Origin of the sequence: Streptomyces sp. 2A115, assembly GCF_052245575.1 — a bacterium.
Taxonomy (GTDB): Bacteria; Actinomycetota; Actinomycetes; order Streptomycetales; family Streptomycetaceae; genus Streptomyces.
Genome location: NZ_JBQQCG010000039.1, coordinates 74,344 through 94,834 on the forward strand (window position 1 = coordinate 74,344; position 20,491 = coordinate 94,834).

A 20,491-nucleotide genomic window follows, 5' to 3' on the forward strand; every position below is an offset into this window, starting at 1 on the left:
CATGACCCAACGGGCCAATGGGGGAAACCCCGCATGCCGGCCGTGACACGAGATCGAGTCAGCCTTACCGCCTGGTGGTCAGTAGTGGTCCCCGGCCAGTCTCTCCGCCGCGCGGTCCACGCGCTCCCGTGCGCTCGACGGCCCCTCGAGCAGTCGCACCGCCTCCAGCAGTTGGTCGAGGGTGCCCGGGTAACGGAGGCAGGTGCGGACGATGCCGAAGACGTCCATCCGCAGTCGGGGGTCGCGGGGGCTGTTCGCGGCGATCTGCGAGCTGATGCTCTCCAGGACCAGGGCCATGCCTCCGGGGCTGCGCAGGGTGGGCAGTTCGGTGAGCGCGTCGACGAGTTCCGCCAGGTCGCGCAGCGGTACGTCGGAAGGCAGGCGGGACAGCAGCGGGGTGGGGACGGGGCCGACGTGGCCGTGGGTCGGGCTCGGTGCGTCGAGGGGCGGCAGGCCCGCGTGCCGGGCGAACAGGGCCAGCTCGGCCGCGGAGAGCGCCGCGTACCACCGCTCCACCCTCCCCGCCGCCAGCCTCCCCAGTCCGTCCGCCAGGTGGTGGGCGCTCACCATCCCGATCAACGCTCCGTCGCTCCACACGGCGGCACCCGACATGCCCTCCCAGGGGGAGCGGCCCGGTTCCGGTGCGGAGGACGGGGGGAGAACGGCGAGTTCGAGGGTGCCTTCGCGGCGGTTGGAGAGGACGGAGACGGTGCCGGAGACATGGCAGGTGTCGCGGTACTGGCTCGGGGAGCCGTCATCGAGAGCGTGCGAGGCATCCTTGCGGAGCTTGAAGCGGGGGAAGCCGACCGCCGTGAAGGAGAGCGTGACGGGGGTGTCGGGGACGGTGGCGTACCGGGGCGGGAGAGCGGGGCGATGGGTGTCGGGAACGTCCGTCAGCTCCAGGAGCGCCACGTCGGCGGGCTCCGCGAGCAGCACGGTGCGGGCGGGCGAGCTCCACTCCCCCGGCTGGTCGACATCGAACCGCACCCGTACCGAGGCGGCTGGGGCGGCGACGACATGGGCCGCCGTCAGTACGTACGCGTCTGCCACCCGGTAGCCGGAGCCGCGCCGTCCGGGCAGCGAACCCGTCCGCCCCACCAGCACCTCGGCGACCCGTGCGGACTCCAGCCCTCGTGCGAACTCCCCCATACGAGGCCCTGTACCCGAGGCCTGAACTCCTTACGCCGAAGCGTCAGTTGTGCCGGCTCCCGAGAGCTTCCGCCGCAGCAGATCCAGGAGGACACCTTGATGTACGTCGAGGGTGGGGGTGGAGCGCGTCGACCGAGTGTCGACGGGGCGAGGCAACAAGGCCCGATTCGAACAGCAGTGTCGCGATCGCCCGGGGCCCCTTCACTCATCGGGCGTGCCCTGCAACCTTCCTCCCACTCGCGAGTCACCACGCGGTACGTCCTGCCCGCACAGCGTGAAAGAACCACGACACGCACGGCAGCGCCTCGGTCGCGCCGTGCGTGCCGCGGTCCGGGTCCCCTCGACCACGGCAGGAGGGAGATGCGTCCAACGGCACCCTGGGGGAACGACGAACACCCGCACGACCACAGCGACCGCGGCACTCACCGCCGCCCTGCTGCTCACTGCCTGCAGTGGCCCGCCCGACACCGCCGCGAAGAGCGCGTCTCGGTCCCCCGGTTCCGCGGGATCGGAAAGCTGCCGGTCGATGTGTCCGCACCGCTGGTGCTGGTGTCTCCGCTGGTCGCGACCGTCGTCACGGCGGCGTGCGGGTTCAGGGCTCGTCCGGCTGGCACCGCGGGCACGACACCGTGGTGCGGCCTGCCATACGGAAGCGACGCAGCGGGCCGCCGCAGCGCGGGCAGGTCGGGACGGGGTCGTCGCGGTGGCCGGTGAGCCAGGAGTCGCGCGGCGGGACGCACCCGGCGGTGACCGCGGAACGCAGGGTGCGCCGCATGTGTGTGTACAGGCGGCGGCGTTCGGCTTCGGTGAGATCGCTCGCCCGGCCGGTGGGGCGCAGCCCGGCACGCCACAGGATCTCGTCGGCGAGCAGATTGCCGAGCCCGGCCAGGACGGACTGGTCGGTGAGGACGGTCTTGACGCGGCCGCGGCGTGCGGAGAGCGCGGCCTCGAACTCCCCACGGTCCACCGCCATCGCGTCGGGCCCCTGCTGGTCCAGCAGCCGTACGACGTCGGAGTCGTCGTACGCCAGCCAGAGACCCTGGAGCTTGCGCTGATCGCGGTAACGGAGCTGACGGCCGCCGCCCACGGTGAACAGCACGCGATCGTGAGCCTCGGGCGCATCGTCGGGACGGCCGCAGACCAGTCGACCGGTCATGCCGAAGTGCAGCATCAGGGTCGGGCCGTCGCCGGTGGAGCCGTCGCCGGTGCGGGCGAGAAGCCACTTCCCGTGCCGCTCCGGCTCGGTGAACCGCCGGCCTTCCAGCGCGTCGCGCAGCCGCCGCGCGCTCACCCCGTGCAGTACGCCCGCGTCGCGCACGTCGACGCGTTGGATGACTCTGCCCTTCGCACAGGAATCGAGCACCTTCCGGTACCCCTCGACGTCCGGCAACTCAGGCATGGGGGCGTCCTCTCCATCTCACGCGGAGATCCGCGCGCGGCGAGCGGGCCGTAGCCACCCTCAACGGCGTCCCCGGAGCCCTCTGGAAGCCCACTCAAGGAAGCCCTCTCAAGACATGGTGCTCCCGGCCGAGCCACGGCGCAGCACCACACGCATCAGGAGACCCGACACGACGCGACGAACCCGGTAACTGCCGCCGGGCAGTGAAGAGATCTCATAGAAGGACGAACACACGGTCACTCCTGTCACAATTTCCCCTCCGGTTGAGCTAGACATTCTTCGTACTAGCCCAACTCACCTTCATCGGTGGGTCCTTGACAACACATCAGCCCGAGGAGAACCACGCGGTGACCACGCAAGATCACGTCTCGCCCGGCCGGGGCAGCCGTTTGACGCGTCCGTTCGGACGCCGGCTCGTACGCCGGTCCGGTACCAGGGCGCGGAAGGGCTTCCCGCGCCTGAGGATCGTCGGCGCCGCCACGGCCGCCCTCATCATCGCCGGGACGGGAGCCCAGGCGATGGCCGCTCAGACGACCTCGGCCCCCACAACGCCGGCGCCCCCGACGGCCTCGCGGGAGGCGCCGCCGGTGCCTTCCCTGGCCTGGTCCGACTGCCAGGGCGGCTTCGAGTGCGCGAGCGCCGACGTGCCGCTGGACTACCGCGAACCGCAGGGCCGCACCATCACCCTCGCGGTGACCCGCAAGAAGGCCGCGGACCCGGCGAAGCGCAAGGGCACCCTCTTCATGCAGCCCGGCGGGCCCGGCAACTCCGGAGTGGACTTCGTCCGGAACAACCACGCGAGCCTGCCGGCCGCCCTCCGCGACTCGTTCGACGTCTTCGGATACGACGTACGCGGCGTCGCGCGCAGTTCGGCGCTCCAGTGCTGGGACGACCAGCGGTACACCCAGGCCGTCACCCAGGCCAAGGGCGTCCCCGCCCCCGGCGCCTTCGGCCCGGCCCTGACCGAGGCCGCCGCGTTCAACCAGGCGTGCGTGGACAACTCGGCCGAGCTGCTGCCGTACGTGGGCACGGAGTACGTCGCCCGTGACATCGACCTGCTGCGCCAGGCGCTGGGCGAGGACCAACTCACGTACTACGGGCGGTCGTTCGGCAGCTACATCGGCACCGTCTACGCCGCTCTGTTCCCGAAGCGGGTGCGGGCCCTGGCCCTCGACGGCGCGTACGACCCGGTGCACTACGCCAATCAGCCGTACGCCTACGACCGGCCCCAGTACCTGGCCCTTGACGGCGCGATGAGCCGCTTCCTCGACTGGTGCGCCGCCGACCAGGCCACCTGCGGGTTCGGCGACGGCGACCCCCGGGCGGCGTTCGAGAAGCTCAAGGGCGACCTGGACGCCAACCCGGTACCGACCGCGAACGGAGGGCAGGCGAACGGCTACACCCTCGTCTACCGTCTGATGTTCAACATCAACGAGGGCAAGGTCATCTGGCCCTCGCTCGGCGAGGCACTGCGCAAGGCCCAGCAGCGCGACAACACCTCCTTCCTGCTCCGGCCGCCGTCCCCGGGCAGCTTCGACTTCCTGGTCCCGAACGTCGTGGTCGAGTGCGTCGACCGGGCCTACCCGCGTGACCTCGGCCGGCTGAAGCGGAACGTCACCGCCAATGCCAAGGCGGCACCACTGCTCGGCCCGGCCATGGCGTACGGACCGCCGACCTACGACCACCAGCACGCCACCGCCTGCACCCAGTGGCCCGGCGAGCGCGTCAGCCGCTACGACGGCTCCTACCGCGCCAAGGGCTCCGCGCCGATCCTCGTCCTCGGCACCACCGGCGACCCGGACACCCCCTACCAGGACGCGGTGGCCCTGTCCCGGCAGCTCGACAACGCCTCGCTGCTCACGTTCAGGGCCGAGGGGCACACCGCCTTCGGCAGGAGCGCCTGCGCGACGGACGCGGTCACGGGCTATCTGGTGGACGGGAAGGTCCCGGCCTCCGGCACGACCTGCACGGACGAGACCCAGCCGCCTTCCGCCACGCCCAGGGTGGCCCCGCCCGGCACGACGCTCGGCGAACTCCGCAACGGCGTCAACGAGCGTGTCGACCGCATCGGCCCCGCCCTGCGCTGACCCACCCCACACCACCCACCATCCCGCCCACCATCCGAGGCGCCGGGCCCTTCACGGCCCGGCGCCTCGCCGTCTTCCGCTTCTTCGGCGCACCCGACGACCAGGACGTACCAGCTCTCTCCCCGCACCGGCATGCAACCTTCCGCCATACCCGACCGTCTCACCTCATATCGGCTTTACTCTCCAAATAGGGACATCATGAGACGAACAGGAGCGGCATTGGCGGCGCTCGCCCTCGCGGGCGCCGTACTGGGAGCGGGGTCGACCACCGCGGCCGCCGCCCCGGAGACCGCCTCGCGTGTCACGGTCTGCCCGACGGGCTGGGGCAGCGGCACCAAGGGCGCCGTCGCCGCCGGCGCCGTACCGCTGGAGAACATCAGGACCGGCCGGCACACCTGCTTCGACCGCCTGGTCTTCGCCGTCCCCGGCGGCGGCGCCATCGGCTACTACGTCAGGTACGTCGACCGGCTCCACCAGGCAGGCTCCGGCAACCACATCCCGGTCGGCGGCGGAGCCGTACTCGAAGTCCGTGTCGCCGCGCCGAGCTACGCGCCGGAGAGCGGCGCCCCCACGTACCCGGGACGGGTGGCCCGCCCCCTGCCCGGCGTGGACATCGGCGGATACAACACCTTCAGGGACACCCGGTTCGCCGGCAGCTTCGAGGGCGAGACGCAGATCGGCCTCGGCGTCCGCGCCCGGCTGCCGTTCCGGGTCACCCAACTGCCCGACCGCCTGGTGGTCGACGTCGCCCACAGCTGGACGAGCCGCTGACCTCGGGCCCGCTCGCCGTTCGCCCGCGGTGCCTTCACGCGGGCGAACGACAGCGTCGGGGACCATCCCGTCCACCAGGGAACCGCGGTACATCTTCGGAATTTCATCACGCATGTACCGTCATCCGATACTCAAGATAATCTCTACTGACTCACGCTCCCCCAAATGCCGGATACCTCGCACCGCGTGACGCTCGTTAGGTGGTCGTGACTTGGAAGAAAAGGAATGCGGGCGGGGCTCATCCACTCCTCTCACACCAGGGAGGTTCCGGAGAAGCGGAACAGCGGATCTCATCTCCAGCTGATCAGATCGCTACGGAAAGCAGCAGCGTCTGGCTCGATTTGGCCAGCGGGAGAGACACTCTCCAACACTGCTCGGACCTGCTTGAAGGATTCCTCAAAACCATCAGCCGGATGGAGAGTGAATACCTTCGGGCGGCGACAGAGGGACTGGACGAACCATCCCAAGCCGGAGTGCGAACGAGTTAAGGATGGACAGGATTCAGGATGCGAACCGACTATGACGCGGTAAACCAACACCCTGAAAGCACTCAGCCACTTGAGGTGCAGCACTTCTGGGACGTCCCCGATCCGGCGATCTCGCCGGATGGATGGGATCCGAATGAAGAGCTGGCCCGGATGCTGAATACGACGCACAGCGTGGATCCCGCTCCTCCCCTGCTGGACAGCGACAGCCGCCCGCGCCGCCCGGTCAGTCGACGGCGACCCCGGCCAGGCGTTAACACCCTTGCCGGAAACCCGAAAATCATCACTGTTGCGATCCTGATCGCAATAATCACCATCTGCGCAGTGACGATGCTGGGCTGGTCCATCTCTTATTCCTACGGCCAACTGCGCACCATCGCACTGCTGGCAGTGTCGGCAAAGTTGGCACAGTGGTGGCCACTGACGGTGTACGGGCCCTGGTTCGTGGCGAGTTTATCAATTCTGCGAGCTGCCGTTCAGCATCGAACCGCCCGGCGGTCCTGGGCTGTAATGCTGATCTCCTCCGGAGTGGCGGTAGCCCTATGTATCAGCAATTCACCGCACTCTCTTCTCTCGATGGTAATCGTCGGAATTCCACCGATTACCGCCCTGGTCTGTTTCCGGGAACTCGTCGGCCAGTTCTCGTCTCAGCCCGGCCCTCGACATGCCGCTGACACCTCGAACGGGCCCAAGCAAACAAGGCCGTAGGCAGTCGAGACGGTCATGGCTCGGTGTCCGCTGTGTTCTCCGTGTCCGCGGGGGTCTTCGCCTGGGCCAGCCCGCGGATGACGCGGGTCAGGTCGGCCGGGGCGGCCGCGAGGCGGACCGGCTTCCCCGCATCGTCGAGTTCGGCTATGTGCCAGCTTCCGGGAACGGTGTCGCCGTCGCTGCCCCGCGCGCGCCGCAAGTCCTTGACGGTGAGCCGCTCCACCGGGATCGGTTTCGCCGCGAATCGGCCCGGGCCGGGGTGCGGTGTCACCGCGGGCGGACCGCCCCCGAGGACGATGTGGGTGCCGAAGCCGTACGGGTTGTAGTCGGTGTGCTCCAGGAAGCGCGCGGCCAGGAACACCTCTTCCCCCTCCCCCTCCTCTTCCCTCTCTGTGGATATTTCGGTCACTCCGGACCCGGTGGGCGTACGGATCCGGGTGGCACGCCAGGCCAAGGTGAAGAGGACCAGCGTGGCCGTCGAGCCCGCGGCCGCCCATGTGATCGCCACCGGAGAGTCGAGCACGGTCGTGGGGTGGAGGTAGCAGAGCGGCAGCAGCCACAGCGCCGTAGCGACGAGCGCGCCCGCGAACGGAAGGGCCGACGGGAGAACCTCGTCGTCGGGCAGTCGGCGCCCGCGCAGGCGCAGTAGCGCCCGCGCGCCGGGGTAGCCCGCGGCGAGGGTGGACGCGGCCGCGATGCCGGCCAGATCCCCGGGGGCGGACATCTGCTCGCGCCACACGTGGTGCTTCCCGACGACCTCCCTCACCTGGCCGCGCCAGACGGTCAGTTCGACGCTGTCGCCGGGCCGGAAGGCCGCGGCGTCCTCTCGCGAGACCGCGAGTCGCTCCAGCGGCCGACGGTCGGCGAAGTACAGCCAGCTGGGCTTCTTGGGCCGATTGGCCTCGGTCCGTGCGATCACGGCCGACCGGGTCGTCAGGCACTCTCCTGCAGTCTCGGCTTCTCCTGCAGTCTGGGCTTCTCCTGCAGTCTGGGCTTCTCCCTCAGTCTCGGCTTCTCCTGCAGTCTGGGCTTCTCCCTCAGTCTCGGCTTCTCCCCCGCTCTCGGCGCCGCACGGAGTTGCCGACTTCCACGCCCGCTCGTCCGACGCCGCGTTCGGCACGAACCACGCGGCCGAGCCCGCACACGCGAGCAGCAGCGCGCACAGAACCAGCGACCCGGCCCAGCCCCGCCCGGCGGTGCGGTACGAGACGACGGGGAGGTGGCTCGACTCCGGTGATCCGTAGCGGCGGTGCAGCGCGCGGAAGCCGTCCAGCTTCGCGTCGAAGTCCGGGTCGTCGGGGGACCAGCTGTGCGGCAGGGGCAGGAGCCGCTTGCGTCCGTCGCGCAGCACCAGGATGACGCGACGGGCGTCCTGCGCCCGGGAGGTGTTCGCGTACCTCAGACGTACGCGCAGGTCGGCGACGTCGTGCCACGGCACGCTCCGGCGGCGCAGCAGCGTCCGGGAGTGCAGGCCGTAGGCGTCGGCGCTCACCCGGGCGGTGACCTTGTGGAGCGACGCGATGCCCACCAGCGCGAGAAGCAGGCCGACGCCCAGCCCCACGTCCGGGCCCCAGTACGCCGTGCGCACCGCGGCCAGGGTCGCCCCGGCCGCCCCGAGTCCGACGAAGAACCACAGGGTGCGTTCACCGAGGGGACGGCAGGTCACTTCCCGGACATCGGTCATGCGCGGAACTCTGCCTCGTCCGCGCCGCGAGTACTTGTGCAGTGTGCGGCAGCTTTCTGGTCGTCAACGCTGCCGACCGCATACGAGGTGAAACCCGAACTAGAAGCGAACTAGAAGACCTGGAAGACCTGAAGACCTGGAAGACATAGCCGTGAACTAGGGCACAGAGAACGGCCGGACAGCGTCGATGTTCTGTTCCGCCCAGATCGTCTTGCCCTTGGCGGTGGGGCGGGTGCCCCAGCGTTGGGTCAGGTGAGCGACGAGGAGGAGTCCGCGGCCGCCCTCGTCGTAGGTGCGGGCGCGGCGCATGTGAGGTGCCGTGCTGCTGGCGTCCGAGACCTCGCAGATGAGGCTTCTGTCGTGGATGAGGCGCAGCTGGATGGGCGGTTCGGCGTGCCGGATGGCGTTGGTGACCAGTTCGCTGACGATCAGTTCGGTGACGAAGGCCGCATCGGTCAGACCCCAGGCCTCCAGCTGGCCGATGGCGTTCTTGCGGGTCTCGGCGACGGCGGCGGGATTGGGCGCCACTTCCCAGGCGGCGACCCGGTCGGCGTTGAGCGCCCGGGTGCGGGCGATGAGCAGGGCCACGTCGTCGGTGGGCCGCTGGGGGAGCACGGCTCCGAGAACCGTGTCGCACAGCACGTCCAGGGAGGCCGCGGGACTGGTGAGGGCCTGGCGCAGCCGGGAGATGCCGTCGTCGATGTCGTTGTCACGGGCTTCGACCAGGCCGTTGGTGTAGAGGGCGAGCAGACTGCCTTCCGGCAGTTCGGTCTCCATCGCCTCGAAGGGCAGCCCGCCCAGGCCCAGCGGGGGTCCCGCCGGAAGGTCGAGCAGCTCCACCATGCCGTCCGGGCTCACCACGGCCGGTAGCGGATGCCCGGCACGGGCGAGCGTGCAACGGCGGGAGACAGGGTCGTACACGGCGTACAGACACGTCGCTCCGACGTCTCCCGCGATGTCCTCGTTGCTGCCCGTCGTCCACTCCGGGTCGTCCCCCTCAGTGGCCAGGCGGGCCACCATGTCGTCGAGGTGGGTGAGCAGTTCGTCGGGGGGCAGATCGATGTCGGCGAGGGTACGTACGGCGGTACGCAGCCGTCCCATGGTCGCCGAGGCGTGGAGGCCGTGGCCCACGACATCGCCGACGACCAGCGCCACCCTGGCTCCGGACAGCGGGATCACGTCGAACCAGTCGCCGCCGACCCCGGCCTGAGCGCCGGCCGGCAGGTAGCGGGAGGCGACCTCCACCGCGGCCTGCTCGGGCATTCGCTGCGGGAGCAGGCTGCGCTGCAGGGTGACCGCCGTGCCGCGTTCGCGTGTGTAGCGGCGGGCGTTGTCGATGCAGACCGCCGCCCGGGCCGCCAGTTCCTCGGCCAGCACGAGGTCGTCCTGCTGGAACGGGTCGGGGTGCTGGTGACGGACGAAGACGGCGACGCCGAGGGTGATTCCGCGTGCCGACAAGGGCACGGTCATCACCGAGTGGAAGCCGAAAGCGCGGACCCGGGAGGACCGGAGCGGGTCACGGGCGACCCAGTCGGCGATCCCGGGGTCGGTCATCCGGTGCAGCACGGCGCGTCCCGACCGCAGACACTCCACCGGCGGGGATCCCTCCGGATACTCGCCCACCTCGCCCGGAGCGACGACCGCCTCGGGGATCCCCGGGTACACGGACTGGTGGGCGATGCGCCGCAGGGCGAGAGGGTTGCTCGCGGCCGACGCCGCCGAGGGCCACTCGCGCGGGTCGTCGAGGGAGGCCAGCAGGTCCACGCTGATGAAGTCGGCGAGTTCGGGGACCGCCACGTCCGCCAGTTCCTGCCCCGTCCGCGTCACGTCGAGGGTGCTGCCGATGCGTTTGCTGGCCTCGGCGATCAGCTGGAGGCGCTTGCGGGCCCAGTGCTGCTCCGTCATGTCGTGCGCGGAGAGAGTCACTCCCTGGATACGGCCCTCCGGGTCCCGCAGCGGCGCCATGAAGACCGACCAGGCGTGCTCGCGGGGCTCACCCGGGGCGCGCAGGTAGTTCTCGTCGTACTGCGGCTCACCGGTCTCCAGCACCCGCAGCATGCTCTGTTCCGCCCGCACACCCGCCTCGTTGTCCACGATCTCGGTCACCCGCAGCCCGCGCATGTCGGCCTCGCTGAGGGCCACGGACCGCTCCATGTCCTCGTTGGCCCGTCGCAGCCGGAGCCTCGTGTCGTACAGCGCGAGCGCGCAGCACGGAGACTGGGTGAAGCCGCAGCTCACCAGGGTCTCGTCGGCCGGCTTGGGCTCCTGCCCGGCCACGGCGGAGACCAGCAGCCAGTGGGCGCTTCCGTGCTCCGGCTTCCTGTGGTGTGCCAGCACCCGGATCTCGAGGCGGTGGCCGTCCCGGTGCCGGAGGGCGAGCGTGCCGTGCCACCTCGGCAGCCGGGTGAGGGGTGGGAGGTCCCGCACCGTGGGTCCCTCGGCGAGCAGGGACGCCGCCGGCCGACCCAGGGTCTGCGCCGACGAGTACCCGAGCAGGCGTTCGGCACCGTCGCTCCACCCGGTCACGGTGCCGTGTTCGTCTACGGTGGCGCGCGCGGTCAGCTCCTCGCCGACGACGTCCCGGACGGAACTCGCTCCCCGGACGTCGACGATACGCCGCTCCATGGCCGCTCATCTCGCTCTCGTTGAGCTCTCCACAGTGTTGAGGTCGTCACCGCTGAGGAGCGCTCAGGACACCCGTCGCCTCGACGCCACGCGTCGCTCGACGCTTGGACGCACACCACATGGTTGCCATAGATCACGTCCCGCTATCTATGCCATTTTCCCATTATTCCGCAGTCGGTGTTATCCCGCGCCGAGCACGAAGCCGAATACGAAGCCGAATACGAAGCCGAGCGCCGACGAGAACCAGCGAGCACCAGTGAGCACCAACCCCGCGGCCTCCGTACGGCGGGTGACCGGCAGGATTTACCCACGCCATGGGTTCATGTGTGTGAATAATGATCAAGTACATGTCTATTGACGCGTCCATAGCAAGCCCTTAGCGTCCGAAGAAAGCGCTTTCCCCATCGGATGCGGCAGCTCGGCCCTCCGGCCAGTTCATGCTCTCGAACCGGCCGCATCGTCGCACCCGGAACCGTCACAGAGAAGGGGTCGGCCCCATGCGTCTCTCCGGCCCGAGCACTCCCGCGCTTTCACCGCCGGGAGGAACGGGCAGCAGGAGCGGTCGGACGCGGCGCCCACCGCGCCGCGCGGTTCCCCGACCGCCCGACCGCCCCTTCCACTCCACCGAACCCATGGTCAGACGAGCCAACCTGGAGACGAACGATGCAACTGAGACCAGTCATCGCGTGCGTCGGCCTGCTGGCCGGCGCGCTCGTCGCGCTGTCCGGCACCACGGCACAGGCCGCGTCCACCCGTTATGAGGCCGAGAGCTCCCCGGCGGTCTGTACCGGCACCATCGACTCCGACTGGGCCGGTTACTCCGGCAGCGGATTCTGCAACGGCACCAACGCGACCGGCGCCCACGCACAGTTCACCGTGACCGCACCCGCATCGGGCACGGCGACACTGGAGGTCCGCTTCGCCAACGGAACCACCACCGCACGGTCCGCGAGCCTCACCGTGAACGGCTCGACGGCCACCACGGTGTCGTTCGAGGGCACCGGCACATGGGGGACGTGGACGACGAAGACGCTCACGGTCCCGGTGAACTCCGGCAGCAACACCATCCGGCTCAGCCCCACCACCGCCGCGGGCCTGCCCAACATCGACTACCTCGACGTCGAGACGGGCGGCGACACCCCGGCGCCGACGGGCCCCGCGCTGTACGTGTCACCGAGCGGCACCGACAGCGCGGCCGGAACGGAGACGGCCCCGACGACGCTCACCTCGGCGATCAGCCGCATCACTCCCGGCGGGACCATCTACATGCGCGGCGGAACCTACCGCTACTCGCAGACGGTCACCATCCCGGCGGGCAACAACGGCACCTCCGGCGACCGCACCGAACTGACCGCCTACCCGGGCGAGACCCCCGTACTGAACTTCTCGGCCCAGAGCGAGGACCCGGCGAACCGCGGACTCGCCGTGAACGGGACGTACTGGCACGTCAAGGGCCTGGTCGTCGAGCGTGCCGGGGACAACGGCATCTTCGTCGGCGGCAGCAACAACGTCTTCGAGCGCACGGTGACGCGCTTCAACCGTGACACCGGGCTGCAGCTCTCGCGGATGCTCTCCAGCACCCCCAGCAGTCAGTGGCCGTCCAACAACCTCATCCTGAGCGCTGAGTCGCACGACAACGCAGACTCCGACGGAGAGGACGCCGACGGCTTCGCCGCGAAGCTCACCTCCGGTCCCGGGAACGTCTTCCGCTACGCCGTGGCCCACAACAACATCGACGACGGCTGGGACCTCTACACCAAGACCGATACGGGACCCATCGGCGCGGTGACCATCGAGGACTCCCTCGCCTACGAGAACGGCACCCTCAGCGACGGCTCACAGGCCGGCAACGGTGACCGCAACGGCTACAAGCTCGGTGGCGAGGACATCGGGGTCAACCACGTCATCCGGCGCAACATCGCCTACGACAACGGCAAGCACGGGTTCACCTACAACAGGAACCTCGGCTCGATGTCGGTCTCGGGCAACGTCAGCATCGACAACAACGAGCGCAACTACTCGTTCGACGGCGGCACCTCGGTGTTCCGCGACAACACCTCGTGCCGCAGCGGCAGCGGCACGAACGACAAGATCGTCGGCAACACCGACAGCTCCAACCAGTTCTGGTCCGGTTCGAACGGGTCCCGGTGCTCCTCGTACTCCGGCGCCCTGAACTGGTCCTACGCCACGGACGGCCGCCTCGCGGTGACCTTCGGCGGCAATCTGGCAACGCCGTAACCGACCCGTAACCGAACTCGTCGCCAGCGGCGGTGGCCGTGGGCGGCGATGGCCGCGGCCGGCGCATCCGGTTCGTCCGGATGCGCCGGCGCTCCTAGTTATGGGAGCTGGTCATGGGAGCTGGTCATGCGAACTGACCGGGCTGGTAGTCGCCGGCGGGCTGCTGGACGATGACGTTCCCGCGGTTGAAGGCGTTGATGAGGGCGATGGTGCACACCAGGGCCGCGAGCTGCTCCTCGTCGTAGTGCTTGGCCGCATCCGCCCAGGCCTCGTCCGTGACACCGCCCGCCGCGTCGGCGATGCGCGTGCCCTGCTCCGCCAGCTCCAGCGCGGCACGCTCGGCCTCGGTGAACACCGTGGCCTCACGCCAGGCCGCGACCAGGTGGAGTCGCTGCGCGGTCTCCCCGGCGTGCGCGGCGTCCTTGCTGTGCATGTCGGTGCAGAAACCGCAGCCGTTGATCTGACTGGCGCGGAGCTTCACCAGTTCCTGCGTCGCGACCGGCAGCGTCGACTCCGCGAGCACCTTGTTCGCCGAGACGATGTGCTTCGCGAACTTGGTCGCGACCGGGTTGGTGAACATGTTCAGGCGAGCTTCCATGGTGCACTCACTCCTTGCCGTTGTTGGTGGCCATACCTCTCTGACGGAACAGCCCCGGCAGGATGTGACATGAGGAAGAGTGCCACTTGCTGTCACACGACCGACGACGGTCGCCTCTTCCGGGCTGCACGTGGGGGACGCGAACACAGCAACGGATCCTCAATCACCTGAGCTCCCCAAGCTGATGGCCTCCTCGGCCTAGATGTCGCGGATCCGACCGGCAGCCTGGTTTGTCGCATCCGACGGCTACAGTCCGAGCATGCCGCTGCCACGCCCTGTCGAGGAGGCCCAAGGTCCATACGACGCCGGGTACCTCCCCCGGTTGGAGATGGCGTTCCACGCTGTTGAGGAGCCCATCACCGAGCCCATCGCCAAACTGGGCGGTGATCCCGTATGGCTGGGCGAGCCCTGCTGGCCAGTGCACCCCAGCACCGGGGAGCCACTGGACTTCATCGGGCAGTTCCCCGTCCCCGAGGACCCCGGCGAGGAACGGCATATGGGGTATCTCTTCCTGTCCTACAACGACTACGAGACCGGCGGGATGGACCCCGAAGACGGCGAAGCCGTCCTGCTCGTCCAGCCCGGCGGGCGCATACCCGCGTTCGCCACCATCGGCCCGGCCGGAACGAAGGGGCGTACCTCTGGCGGTTCGGACCCGACGAGGAGCAAGTGCCCGTGCAGTTCCGGATCGGCACGACAGCCGTACCGGAGACAGTCGAGCGCGACCTGGAGGAGCACGGCACCGTAGACATCCATGACTACCTCGGAGGCAAGCCCGCCTATCCGGACTGGGCCGGGGTCGAGGCACCATGGCGCTTTTTCTTCTGCCTCGGTGGCATGGAGGACGACGGACCGTACTTCCTGAACTTCGCGTACGGCGCCGGATTCGCCTACCTCAGCGCCGACCGCCTAGAGGGCCGCTTCAAGTGGGAGGCGGCCTAAGACCGCGAGCCACCGTCTCAGTTTCAGTCTCGTTCAGCACCGTTCACGGTCGTTCGGACGGGACCAGAACCTGTTGGCCGCCCATGAACCCGGGTGAACGCCCCTGCACGCCCCCCAACACCCCACCACACAGTTGGAAAGCGTGCGCCTGATCTCGGCCCGCGCGACAAGTGGTGCGCGGCCGGCGCTGGCAGGTCATCCGCTGGCCATCGACAAAGCCCGACCGTCGGTTAGGTCCCGGACGAGTCTCTGGGCCGCCCCCAGACAGGCCGGGGATGCAACCATTCCCTACAGAGCTGGAACCCCCGGAAGCCGACCGCGCGTTTGAGACCATAGCCGCGGGCACTGACAACGGACTTGCCAGTGATCGAGCGTTAGTTGTAGCCAGTCAGCCCCGCACCACAACCGCACCAGTTCGAGCGCGGAATGGCGAGGGATGGCGGGGGATGGCGGGGAATCACCGCGAACGCGGGTGCCGCCGACGACGCCGCAGCCCGGCCGTACGCCCAAGTCAGCGCCCAACCCATCCCGGCCGCAAGTGATCGCAGCCTCCCAAGCCGAGACCGCCAGCCATCAACGGCTACCGGCCTACCCGAGGGCCGGCCTACCTGGCGACCAACCTCCCTTTCCGGCCCTCTTCTTGAGAGATCAGCGCCGGGCATCGTACTCCTCCCGCGCCGCGAGCACGTCCTCGATGTTCTCCTCGGCCCAGCGGCCCAGTGCCTCCAAGGGCATGTGCAGTGTGCGTCCCAGTCGGGTCAGCTCGTACTCGACGCGGGGCGGCACCTCGGCGTAGACGTGGCGGGTGATGAGGCCGTCGCGTTCGAGGTCGCGCAGGGTGTCGGTGAGGACCTTGGCGCTGATGCCGTCGACGGTGGTGCGCAGGTCGCGGAAGCGCATCCTGCCGCTGCTGAGTGCGATGACGACCATGGCGGTCCACTTGTTGGCGATGCGGGCCAGCGACGTGCGGGAGGGGCAGGTCGCGGTCATCACGTTGAAATCCGGGTGCTGTGGCATGCGTCACACCGGTCCATTGGTTACGTTGAGGTGACTGGTTACCGATGGTGAGTATAGGGCTCCAGCAGCAAGTATCCGATGAGGATGAAGGAGAGAATCACCATGGGGTCCAATACGCTCGCCGTCGCCCGCCGCTACCTCGACGCGGTGTCCGCCAAGGACTTCGCCGCTGTCGCGGGGTTGTTCGCGGACGACATCGTGTGGCACCAGCCCGGCGACAACGCGGTCTCCGGTACCCACAGCGGCGGGGCCGCGGTGGGCGAGATGCTGGCCACCCAGATGACCGCCACCGAGGGAACCTTCGAACTCCAGCTGACCGGGGACCCCATGGTCAACGACGCGCTGGTCGCGATCCCCATCCACTTCTCGGCCAAGCGCGCCGGCAATGAGATGTCGATGGACGGGGTCGACGTGCTGAGGGTCGAGGGTGACAAGATCGCGGAAGTGTGGCTCTTCTCCGCCGACCAGCGGGCCGAGGACGCCTTCTGGGGCGCCGGCTGAACTGGACCCGCCCCGACGGAGCCGTTGGAGCAGCCGCCCAACGCAGCGGAGCGGCTGGTGCTGTGCGGAGGCCGAAGCCCGACAGGTGACACACCGCCCAGCATCAGCGGCTCCGAACACGGGCATCGCGACAAGCAGGCAGGCGCACGCCCCCGCGGCTCCCGGCGGCCAGTCGGCATCGACCTGCGCTGCGGGGGTCTACGGAACTTGGCGGTAGATGTCGCGGCGATTGCCGACGGCCAGGACCCACACGATCAACTGACCGTCCTCAACGGTGTAGACGACGCGGTAATCGCCAACCCTGAGCCGCCAGCGGGTGCTGTGCCCTTGAAGGGCTTTGATGTCGAACGACGTGGTGTCCGCGGTGTCCCCCACATCCATGGCCTTCTGGAGTTCCGTGAGGCGGTACAGGATGCGCAGGGCGTCCGGGCGCGGGATCTTGAGCATGCCCCGCTGGGCGTGCGGCGTGAAGCGCGTGACGTACCCCACGGGGTCAGCCCTGATGAGCGCGCAGCAAGGCGGCCATCTCTTCCAGTGAGACCGACCCCTCCAGGCCCTCGGACTCGGCTTCGTCGGCCAGTTGGTTGAGCCACGCCTCTTCGGCGTTCTCAGCGATCTCACGCAGGCGCTGGTACTCCTGGATGTCGATCACGACGGCTTCCTGCTTGCCGCGCCGAGTGATGATCGTCGGGGTTTCCTCCCGACGAGCGCGATCGATGACGTCAGCGAGGTGGCTGCGGACATCGGCCATGGATTCGACCACCGGATCACTCATGTCATGAATGTAGCAGATGTACATGAAGGTGCCCCGGTCCGGCAGCGTCAAGTGTCCCGCCCCGCGCCGCCCCTACAAGTCCCCGTCCCCAAACGGAAGCCCGTCCAAGTCCCCGTCGAACTCCCCGCTGTTCAGGAACATCAGATCCAGGGCGTCGGACGACCGCTCCTTCCGACCGTCCGGGTCGAGCAGTGCCTGCTCGGTCCAGATGCATTTTCCGGTCGCCGTGTAGCGCGTGCCCCAGCGCTGCGAGAGAGCCGTGACCAGTTGCAGGCCGCGGCCGCCCTCGTCGGTTTCGGTGGCGCGGCGGATGCGGGGCATCGTCAGGCTGCCGTCGAAGACCTCGCAGATCAGTTCGGCGCCGTGGAGAAGGCGCAGGCTGACCGGGCCCTTGGCGTGGCGTACGACGTTGCCCACCAGTTCGCTGGCCAGGAGTTCCGTGGTGGGTGTCAGGTCGTCCAGGCCCCAGGTGGAGAGTTGCTCGCGGACGTGGCGGCGGGCCTGGCCCGCCGCTCTCGGGTCCTCGGGGAGCGGCCAGGAGGCCATCCTGTCGCCGGTCAGGGCGTGCAGGCGGGCGACGAGGAACGCCGTGTCGTCGGCCGCCTGGTGCTCGGCGGGGAGCAGGCCGGCGGTGAGCGTGTCGCAGAGGTGTTCCAGGTCCGCGGCCGTGCCGTCCTCGTGGGCCGTGCCCAGGAGCCGGGCCAGGTCCGCCATGCCCTCGTCGATCTCGCGCTTCGCCGACTCGACCAGGCCGTCGGTGTAGAGCACCAGCAGGCTTCCCTCGGGGACGTGCAGCTCGACCGTCTCGAACGGCGGTTCCGCCGCGCCCAGGGGTGGGTCCGCGGCGAGCTCCGGGAAGTGAACCGTGCCGTCGGGATGGACCAGGGCCGGCGGCGGGTGCCCGGCTCGCGCTACGGAGCAGATCTGGGTGGTCGAGTCGTAGAGCGCGTACAGGCAGGTGACGTACGACTCCTCGCCCATGCCGCCGACGATGTCGTTGAGGTGGCTCATGATCTCGTCGGGGGGCAGTTCGAGATCGGCCAGGGTGTGGACGGCTGTGCGCAGGCGGCCCATGGTGGCCGCCTCGGGCAGGCCGTGGCCCATGACGTCGCCGACGACGAGGGCGACCTGGCCGCCGGAGAGCGGGATGATGTCGTACCAGTCGCCGCCCACGTCCATGCCCTGTCCGGCAGGGAGGTAGCGGGCGGCGGCCGTGCACTCGGGCAGGTCGGGCAGGCCTCGGGGGAGCAGGCTGCGCTGGAGTTCGCGGGAGCGGGTGTGCTCGGCGTCGTAGAGCCGGGCCCGTTCCAGGGCCTGTGCGACCAGGGCGCTGATCGTGGTCAGCAGGGTACGTTCCTCGTCGGTGAGGCGGCGCGGCCGGTCGAAGGTCACCGCGCAGACCCCGAACGTGTGCCCGGACGCGGTCAGCGGCAGGAACGCCCACGCCTGCTTGCCGGCGCGGCCGGGCAGCTCGGCCCGCTCGGGGTAGCGCGAGATGAACTCCTCCACGGAGGACAGGAACGTAGGTGTGCCCGCCACGATCGCGTCCCAGAGAGGGTCGCCCGGCGTCCGCGGGCAGTCGTCGAGCACGTCCAGGACGTCGCTCGGGTAACCCATGGATCCGACGGTGTGCAGACGGTCGTCCTCGACTACCTGCACCACGAGTCCGGTGGCGGCGAACGGCGGCAGCACCCGTCGGGCGACCGCGTCCACCACGTCCTGTGAGGTCGTCGCCTTGGCGAGCGCGGCGGTCAGCTCCGCGACCCGTGTCGCCCGCTCGGACGCGGCACGCTCGGCCGCGTGGCGCTCCTCCTCCAGACGCCGCTTCTCGGTGACGTCGGTGAAGTAGAGGGTGCGGCCGTCGGGACCCGGGACCAGCCGCAGGTGATAGCGGCGCCCGGTGTCCGGCATGTGCACGTCGAAACCGACGGGCTTCTCCTCGGCAGCGGCGATCCGGCAGCGGTACTCCAGGCCGGGGACCAGGCCCGCGTAGGGCAGGTCCCACAGGACACGCCCGAACAGCTCCTCCTCGGAGAAGCCCAGCGTGCGTTCCGCTTCCAGGTTGGCGAAGGTGATCCGCCAGTCGTCGTCCACCGCCAGGAAGCCGTCGCTCATGTGCCGCAGGGCCCGGCTGAGCGCGTCCCGGGCGGAACGGGACTCGTTGCTCTCCCAGCCCACACCGATCAGCCGGAGGGGTTCGCCCTCTTCGTCGTACGTCGCCCGGCCGCGGGCCTGGGTCCAGCCGTACGTGCCGTCCAGGCGCCGCACCCGGTACTCGGCCTCGAACACGCCGTGCTCGCGTATCGCCCGCTGCACCGCGGCCAGCGTCGGTGCCAGATCGTCGGGGTGGACGATCCTCATCCAGTTCTCGACCTTGGCGGTGTAGTCCTCCGGCCTGGTGCCGTACAGCTCCAGGGCCGCCTCGTCCCAGAGCAGCTCGCCGCTGCGGATGTCCCAGTCCCACGAACCGACGCTGACCTGCTTCAGAGCCTGCCGCAGCCGGTCACGGTCACCGTTCAGCTCCGCCTGCGAGGGCCCGTACGGCGGCGGTGCCTGGGCCATGCGCTCCTCGGTCCAGGCGATGAGGGCCCGGAGGAAGTCCCACTGCCGGGGGGTGGGCTCGCCCTGGTCGCCCGTCAGGACGGTGAGCGCACCGATGCTGCGGTCCCCGCTGAACACCGGTACGGCGGCGAGGCCGGTGCCGGGCCAGGTGGTGCCGGGCCAGGTGATGTCCGCTGTCGCCCTCGTCTCCGGCGTTTCCGTCAGCTCCGCCGCATCCGCCGAAGGCCCGGCCGGGTCGGCGTGCCCGGCGGATTTCAGCGGCACCCATACGCCGCTGCCCTGGTGCAGGGCGCGGGCCGGGGCCAGCGGACCCTCCTGGTCGAGGATCTCCCAGGAGCGCGTCAGGACGGGTGGGAGACCGGTCGCCGACACCAGGCGCAGGGCGGACATGGGGCCGCGGAGATGAATCGTTCCCCCCAAGGCGCCCAGCTCTCCCACCGCATGCTGGAGCGCCAGCCGGAAGACCTCGCTTTCCGCGACACCAGGGTCCACCGTGCTGAGCAAAGCCAGCCGTGCGTTCATACGGCGTATTTAACCGTTCCCGCCTCATTCGAAGCGATGATTCGCAGGATTCTCACGCTCGGCTCCGGGCCGCGCCCCGCGGGCATCGACGGCGCGGAAACCATGCCGCGTTACCTCCTGTTACCCCGGGTTACTTCGGTTTTTCATGGAGTTTCCACACCCTTGTCCTACATGGGGTTTCTGCGCGCTTGCCTCAGGCGACGATAACGCTGGAATCCGGGACGGACCAGGCGTCAGGGGCCCTGCGGGGCGGCCTGAACGTGCCGACCGACGTCGTACGGCATGGCACCACAGCCCCTGTGCAACGCGCCCGTCCCCGTGTAATGCCCCACCACCACGGGCAATCCTCCGTTCACAGGGCGGGCGGGAGGCGGTAACGGCCGGTGAATAAATTCGACGGCTAACACAGACGTACTCAGACGAATGCA

The 20,491-nt window shown here is 69.4% G+C and carries 16 protein-coding genes; 7 read left to right on the top strand and 9 right to left on the bottom strand.

The genetic code is table 11. From position 1 onward, the window contains the following. Window positions 1-78: 78 nt before the first annotated feature. Window positions 79-1,149 carry an effector-associated domain 2-containing protein gene (locus ACTWQR_RS29885; protein ID WP_443230305.1) on the bottom strand — a complete coding sequence of 357 codons (1,071 nt, stop codon included), beginning with the start codon at window positions 1,147-1,149 and terminating at the stop codon, window positions 79-81. 592 nt (window positions 1,150-1,741) lie between these two features. Further along, window positions 1,742-2,548: an Fpg/Nei family DNA glycosylase gene (locus tag ACTWQR_RS29890; protein ID WP_443230306.1), complete on the bottom strand. Its 807-nt coding sequence runs from the start codon at window positions 2,546-2,548 to the stop codon at window positions 1,742-1,744. A gap of 518 nt (window positions 2,549-3,066) precedes the next feature. On the opposite strand from ACTWQR_RS29890, the gene ACTWQR_RS29895 reads away from it, so the two are divergent. From ACTWQR_RS29895 to ACTWQR_RS29905, 3 genes are all read left to right on the top strand, one after another. Continuing rightward, window positions 3,067-4,635 (top strand): alpha/beta hydrolase, encoded by a 1,569-nt coding sequence (locus ACTWQR_RS29895; protein WP_443230331.1) that lies wholly within the window; start codon window positions 3,067-3,069, stop codon window positions 4,633-4,635. Window positions 4,636-4,833: 198 nt separating this feature from the next. Next, window positions 4,834-5,406: an AMIN-like domain-containing (lipo)protein gene (locus ACTWQR_RS29900; RefSeq protein ID WP_443230307.1), complete on the top strand. Its 573-nt coding sequence runs from the start codon at window positions 4,834-4,836 to the stop codon at window positions 5,404-5,406. Between the two features lie 506 nt (window positions 5,407-5,912). After that, window positions 5,913-6,599, top strand: a complete 687-nt coding sequence (locus ACTWQR_RS29905) for a DUF2637 domain-containing protein (protein WP_443230308.1) — start codon at window positions 5,913-5,915, stop codon at window positions 6,597-6,599. Window positions 6,600-6,612: 13 nt separating this feature from the next. On the opposite strand, the gene ACTWQR_RS29910 is transcribed toward ACTWQR_RS29905, so the two are convergent. Together ACTWQR_RS29910 and ACTWQR_RS29915 are read right to left on the bottom strand one after the other, a co-directional pair. Further along, on the bottom strand, window positions 6,613-8,283 hold the full coding sequence (locus ACTWQR_RS29910) for a PH domain-containing protein (RefSeq protein WP_443230309.1): 1,671 nt from the start codon (window positions 8,281-8,283) through the stop codon (window positions 6,613-6,615). 156 nt (window positions 8,284-8,439) lie between these two features. Beyond that, on the bottom strand, window positions 8,440-10,908 hold the full coding sequence (locus ACTWQR_RS29915; protein WP_443230310.1) for a SpoIIE family protein phosphatase: 2,469 nt from the start codon (window positions 10,906-10,908) through the stop codon (window positions 8,440-8,442). Between the two features lie 663 nt (window positions 10,909-11,571). On the opposite strand from ACTWQR_RS29915, the gene ACTWQR_RS29920 reads away from it, so the two are divergent. Then, on the top strand, window positions 11,572-13,146 hold the full coding sequence (locus ACTWQR_RS29920; protein ID WP_443230311.1) for a carbohydrate-binding protein: 1,575 nt from the start codon (window positions 11,572-11,574) through the stop codon (window positions 13,144-13,146). A gap of 124 nt (window positions 13,147-13,270) precedes the next feature. On the opposite strand, the gene ACTWQR_RS29925 is transcribed toward ACTWQR_RS29920, so the two are convergent. After that, the gene (locus ACTWQR_RS29925; protein ID WP_443230312.1) at window positions 13,271-13,744 is read right to left on the bottom strand and encodes a carboxymuconolactone decarboxylase family protein; all 474 of its coding nucleotides are present in this window, start codon (window positions 13,742-13,744) and stop codon (window positions 13,271-13,273) included. A gap of 259 nt (window positions 13,745-14,003) precedes the next feature. Here ACTWQR_RS29925 and ACTWQR_RS29930 point away from each other — a divergent pair, with 259 nt between their 5' ends. Beyond that, window positions 14,004-14,492, top strand: coding sequence for a hypothetical protein (locus tag ACTWQR_RS29930; RefSeq protein WP_443230313.1), 489 nt, complete (start codon window positions 14,004-14,006; stop codon window positions 14,490-14,492). Then, window positions 14,420-14,686, top strand: a complete 267-nt coding sequence (locus ACTWQR_RS29935) for a hypothetical protein (protein WP_443230314.1) — start codon at window positions 14,420-14,422, stop codon at window positions 14,684-14,686. Before ACTWQR_RS29930 ends, ACTWQR_RS29935 begins: the two co-directional genes overlap by 73 nt. A 648-nt stretch (window positions 14,687-15,334) precedes the next feature. Here the strand turns inward: ACTWQR_RS29935 and ACTWQR_RS29940 are convergent. Beyond that, a complete protein-coding gene (locus tag ACTWQR_RS29940; protein WP_443230315.1) occupies window positions 15,335-15,703 on the bottom strand; it encodes a winged helix-turn-helix transcriptional regulator in 369 nt (122 codons plus the stop codon). Between the two features lie 102 nt (window positions 15,704-15,805). Here ACTWQR_RS29940 and ACTWQR_RS29945 point away from each other — a divergent pair, with 102 nt between their 5' ends. Beyond that, complete coding sequence (locus ACTWQR_RS29945; protein ID WP_443230316.1) at window positions 15,806-16,204, top strand: nuclear transport factor 2 family protein; 399 nt, start codon at window positions 15,806-15,808, stop codon at window positions 16,202-16,204. A 198-nt stretch (window positions 16,205-16,402) separates the two neighbouring features. Here the strand turns inward: ACTWQR_RS29945 and ACTWQR_RS29950 are convergent, their stop codons facing one another. The 3 genes from ACTWQR_RS29950 to ACTWQR_RS29960 all read right to left on the bottom strand — a co-directional run bounded on the left by ACTWQR_RS29950 (window position 16,403) and on the right by ACTWQR_RS29960 (window position 20,063). Continuing rightward, window positions 16,403-16,693: a type II toxin-antitoxin system RelE family toxin gene (locus ACTWQR_RS29950; RefSeq protein WP_443230317.1), complete on the bottom strand. Its 291-nt coding sequence runs from the start codon at window positions 16,691-16,693 to the stop codon at window positions 16,403-16,405. Between the two features lie 4 nt (window positions 16,694-16,697). Continuing rightward, the gene (locus tag ACTWQR_RS29955; RefSeq protein ID WP_443230332.1) at window positions 16,698-16,967 is read right to left on the bottom strand and encodes a type II toxin-antitoxin system Phd/YefM family antitoxin; all 270 of its coding nucleotides are present in this window, start codon (window positions 16,965-16,967) and stop codon (window positions 16,698-16,700) included. An 84-nt stretch (window positions 16,968-17,051) separates the two neighbouring features. Then, window positions 17,052-20,063: a SpoIIE family protein phosphatase gene (locus ACTWQR_RS29960; protein ID WP_443230318.1), complete on the bottom strand. Its 3,012-nt coding sequence runs from the start codon at window positions 20,061-20,063 to the stop codon at window positions 17,052-17,054. Window positions 20,064-20,491 lie beyond the last annotated feature (428 nt).

Excerpts from the sequence above, each read along its gene's own strand:
- ACTWQR_RS29890 (WP_443230306.1), bottom strand. The coding sequence starts at position 2,548 with ATGCCTGAGTTGCCGGACGTCGAGGGGTACCGGAAGGTGCTCGATTCC.
- ACTWQR_RS29900 (WP_443230307.1), top strand. The coding sequence starts at position 4,834 with ATGAGACGAACAGGAGCGGCATTGGCGGCGCTCGCCCTCGCGGGCGCC.
- ACTWQR_RS29915 (WP_443230310.1), bottom strand. The coding sequence starts at position 10,908 with ATGGAGCGGCGTATCGTCGACGTCCGGGGAGCGAGTTCCGTCCGGGAC.
- ACTWQR_RS29925 (WP_443230312.1), bottom strand. The coding sequence starts at position 13,744 with ATGGAAGCTCGCCTGAACATGTTCACCAACCCGGTCGCGACCAAGTTC.
- ACTWQR_RS29895 (WP_443230331.1), top strand. The coding sequence starts at position 3,067 with ATGGCCGCTCAGACGACCTCGGCCCCCACAACGCCGGCGCCCCCGACG.
- ACTWQR_RS29940 (WP_443230315.1), bottom strand. The coding sequence starts at position 15,703 with ATGCCACAGCACCCGGATTTCAACGTGATGACCGCGACCTGCCCCTCC.
- ACTWQR_RS29910 (WP_443230309.1), bottom strand. The coding sequence starts at position 8,283 with ATGACCGATGTCCGGGAAGTGACCTGCCGTCCCCTCGGTGAACGCACC.
- ACTWQR_RS29930 (WP_443230313.1), top strand. The coding sequence starts at position 14,004 with ATGCCGCTGCCACGCCCTGTCGAGGAGGCCCAAGGTCCATACGACGCC.
- ACTWQR_RS29945 (WP_443230316.1), top strand. The coding sequence starts at position 15,806 with ATGGGGTCCAATACGCTCGCCGTCGCCCGCCGCTACCTCGACGCGGTG.
- ACTWQR_RS29905 (WP_443230308.1), top strand. The coding sequence starts at position 5,913 with ATGCGAACCGACTATGACGCGGTAAACCAACACCCTGAAAGCACTCAG.
- ACTWQR_RS29920 (WP_443230311.1), top strand. The coding sequence starts at position 11,572 with ATGCAACTGAGACCAGTCATCGCGTGCGTCGGCCTGCTGGCCGGCGCG.
- ACTWQR_RS29960 (WP_443230318.1), bottom strand. The coding sequence starts at position 20,063 with ATGAACGCACGGCTGGCTTTGCTCAGCACGGTGGACCCTGGTGTCGCG.
- ACTWQR_RS29885 (WP_443230305.1), bottom strand. The coding sequence starts at position 1,149 with ATGGGGGAGTTCGCACGAGGGCTGGAGTCCGCACGGGTCGCCGAGGTG.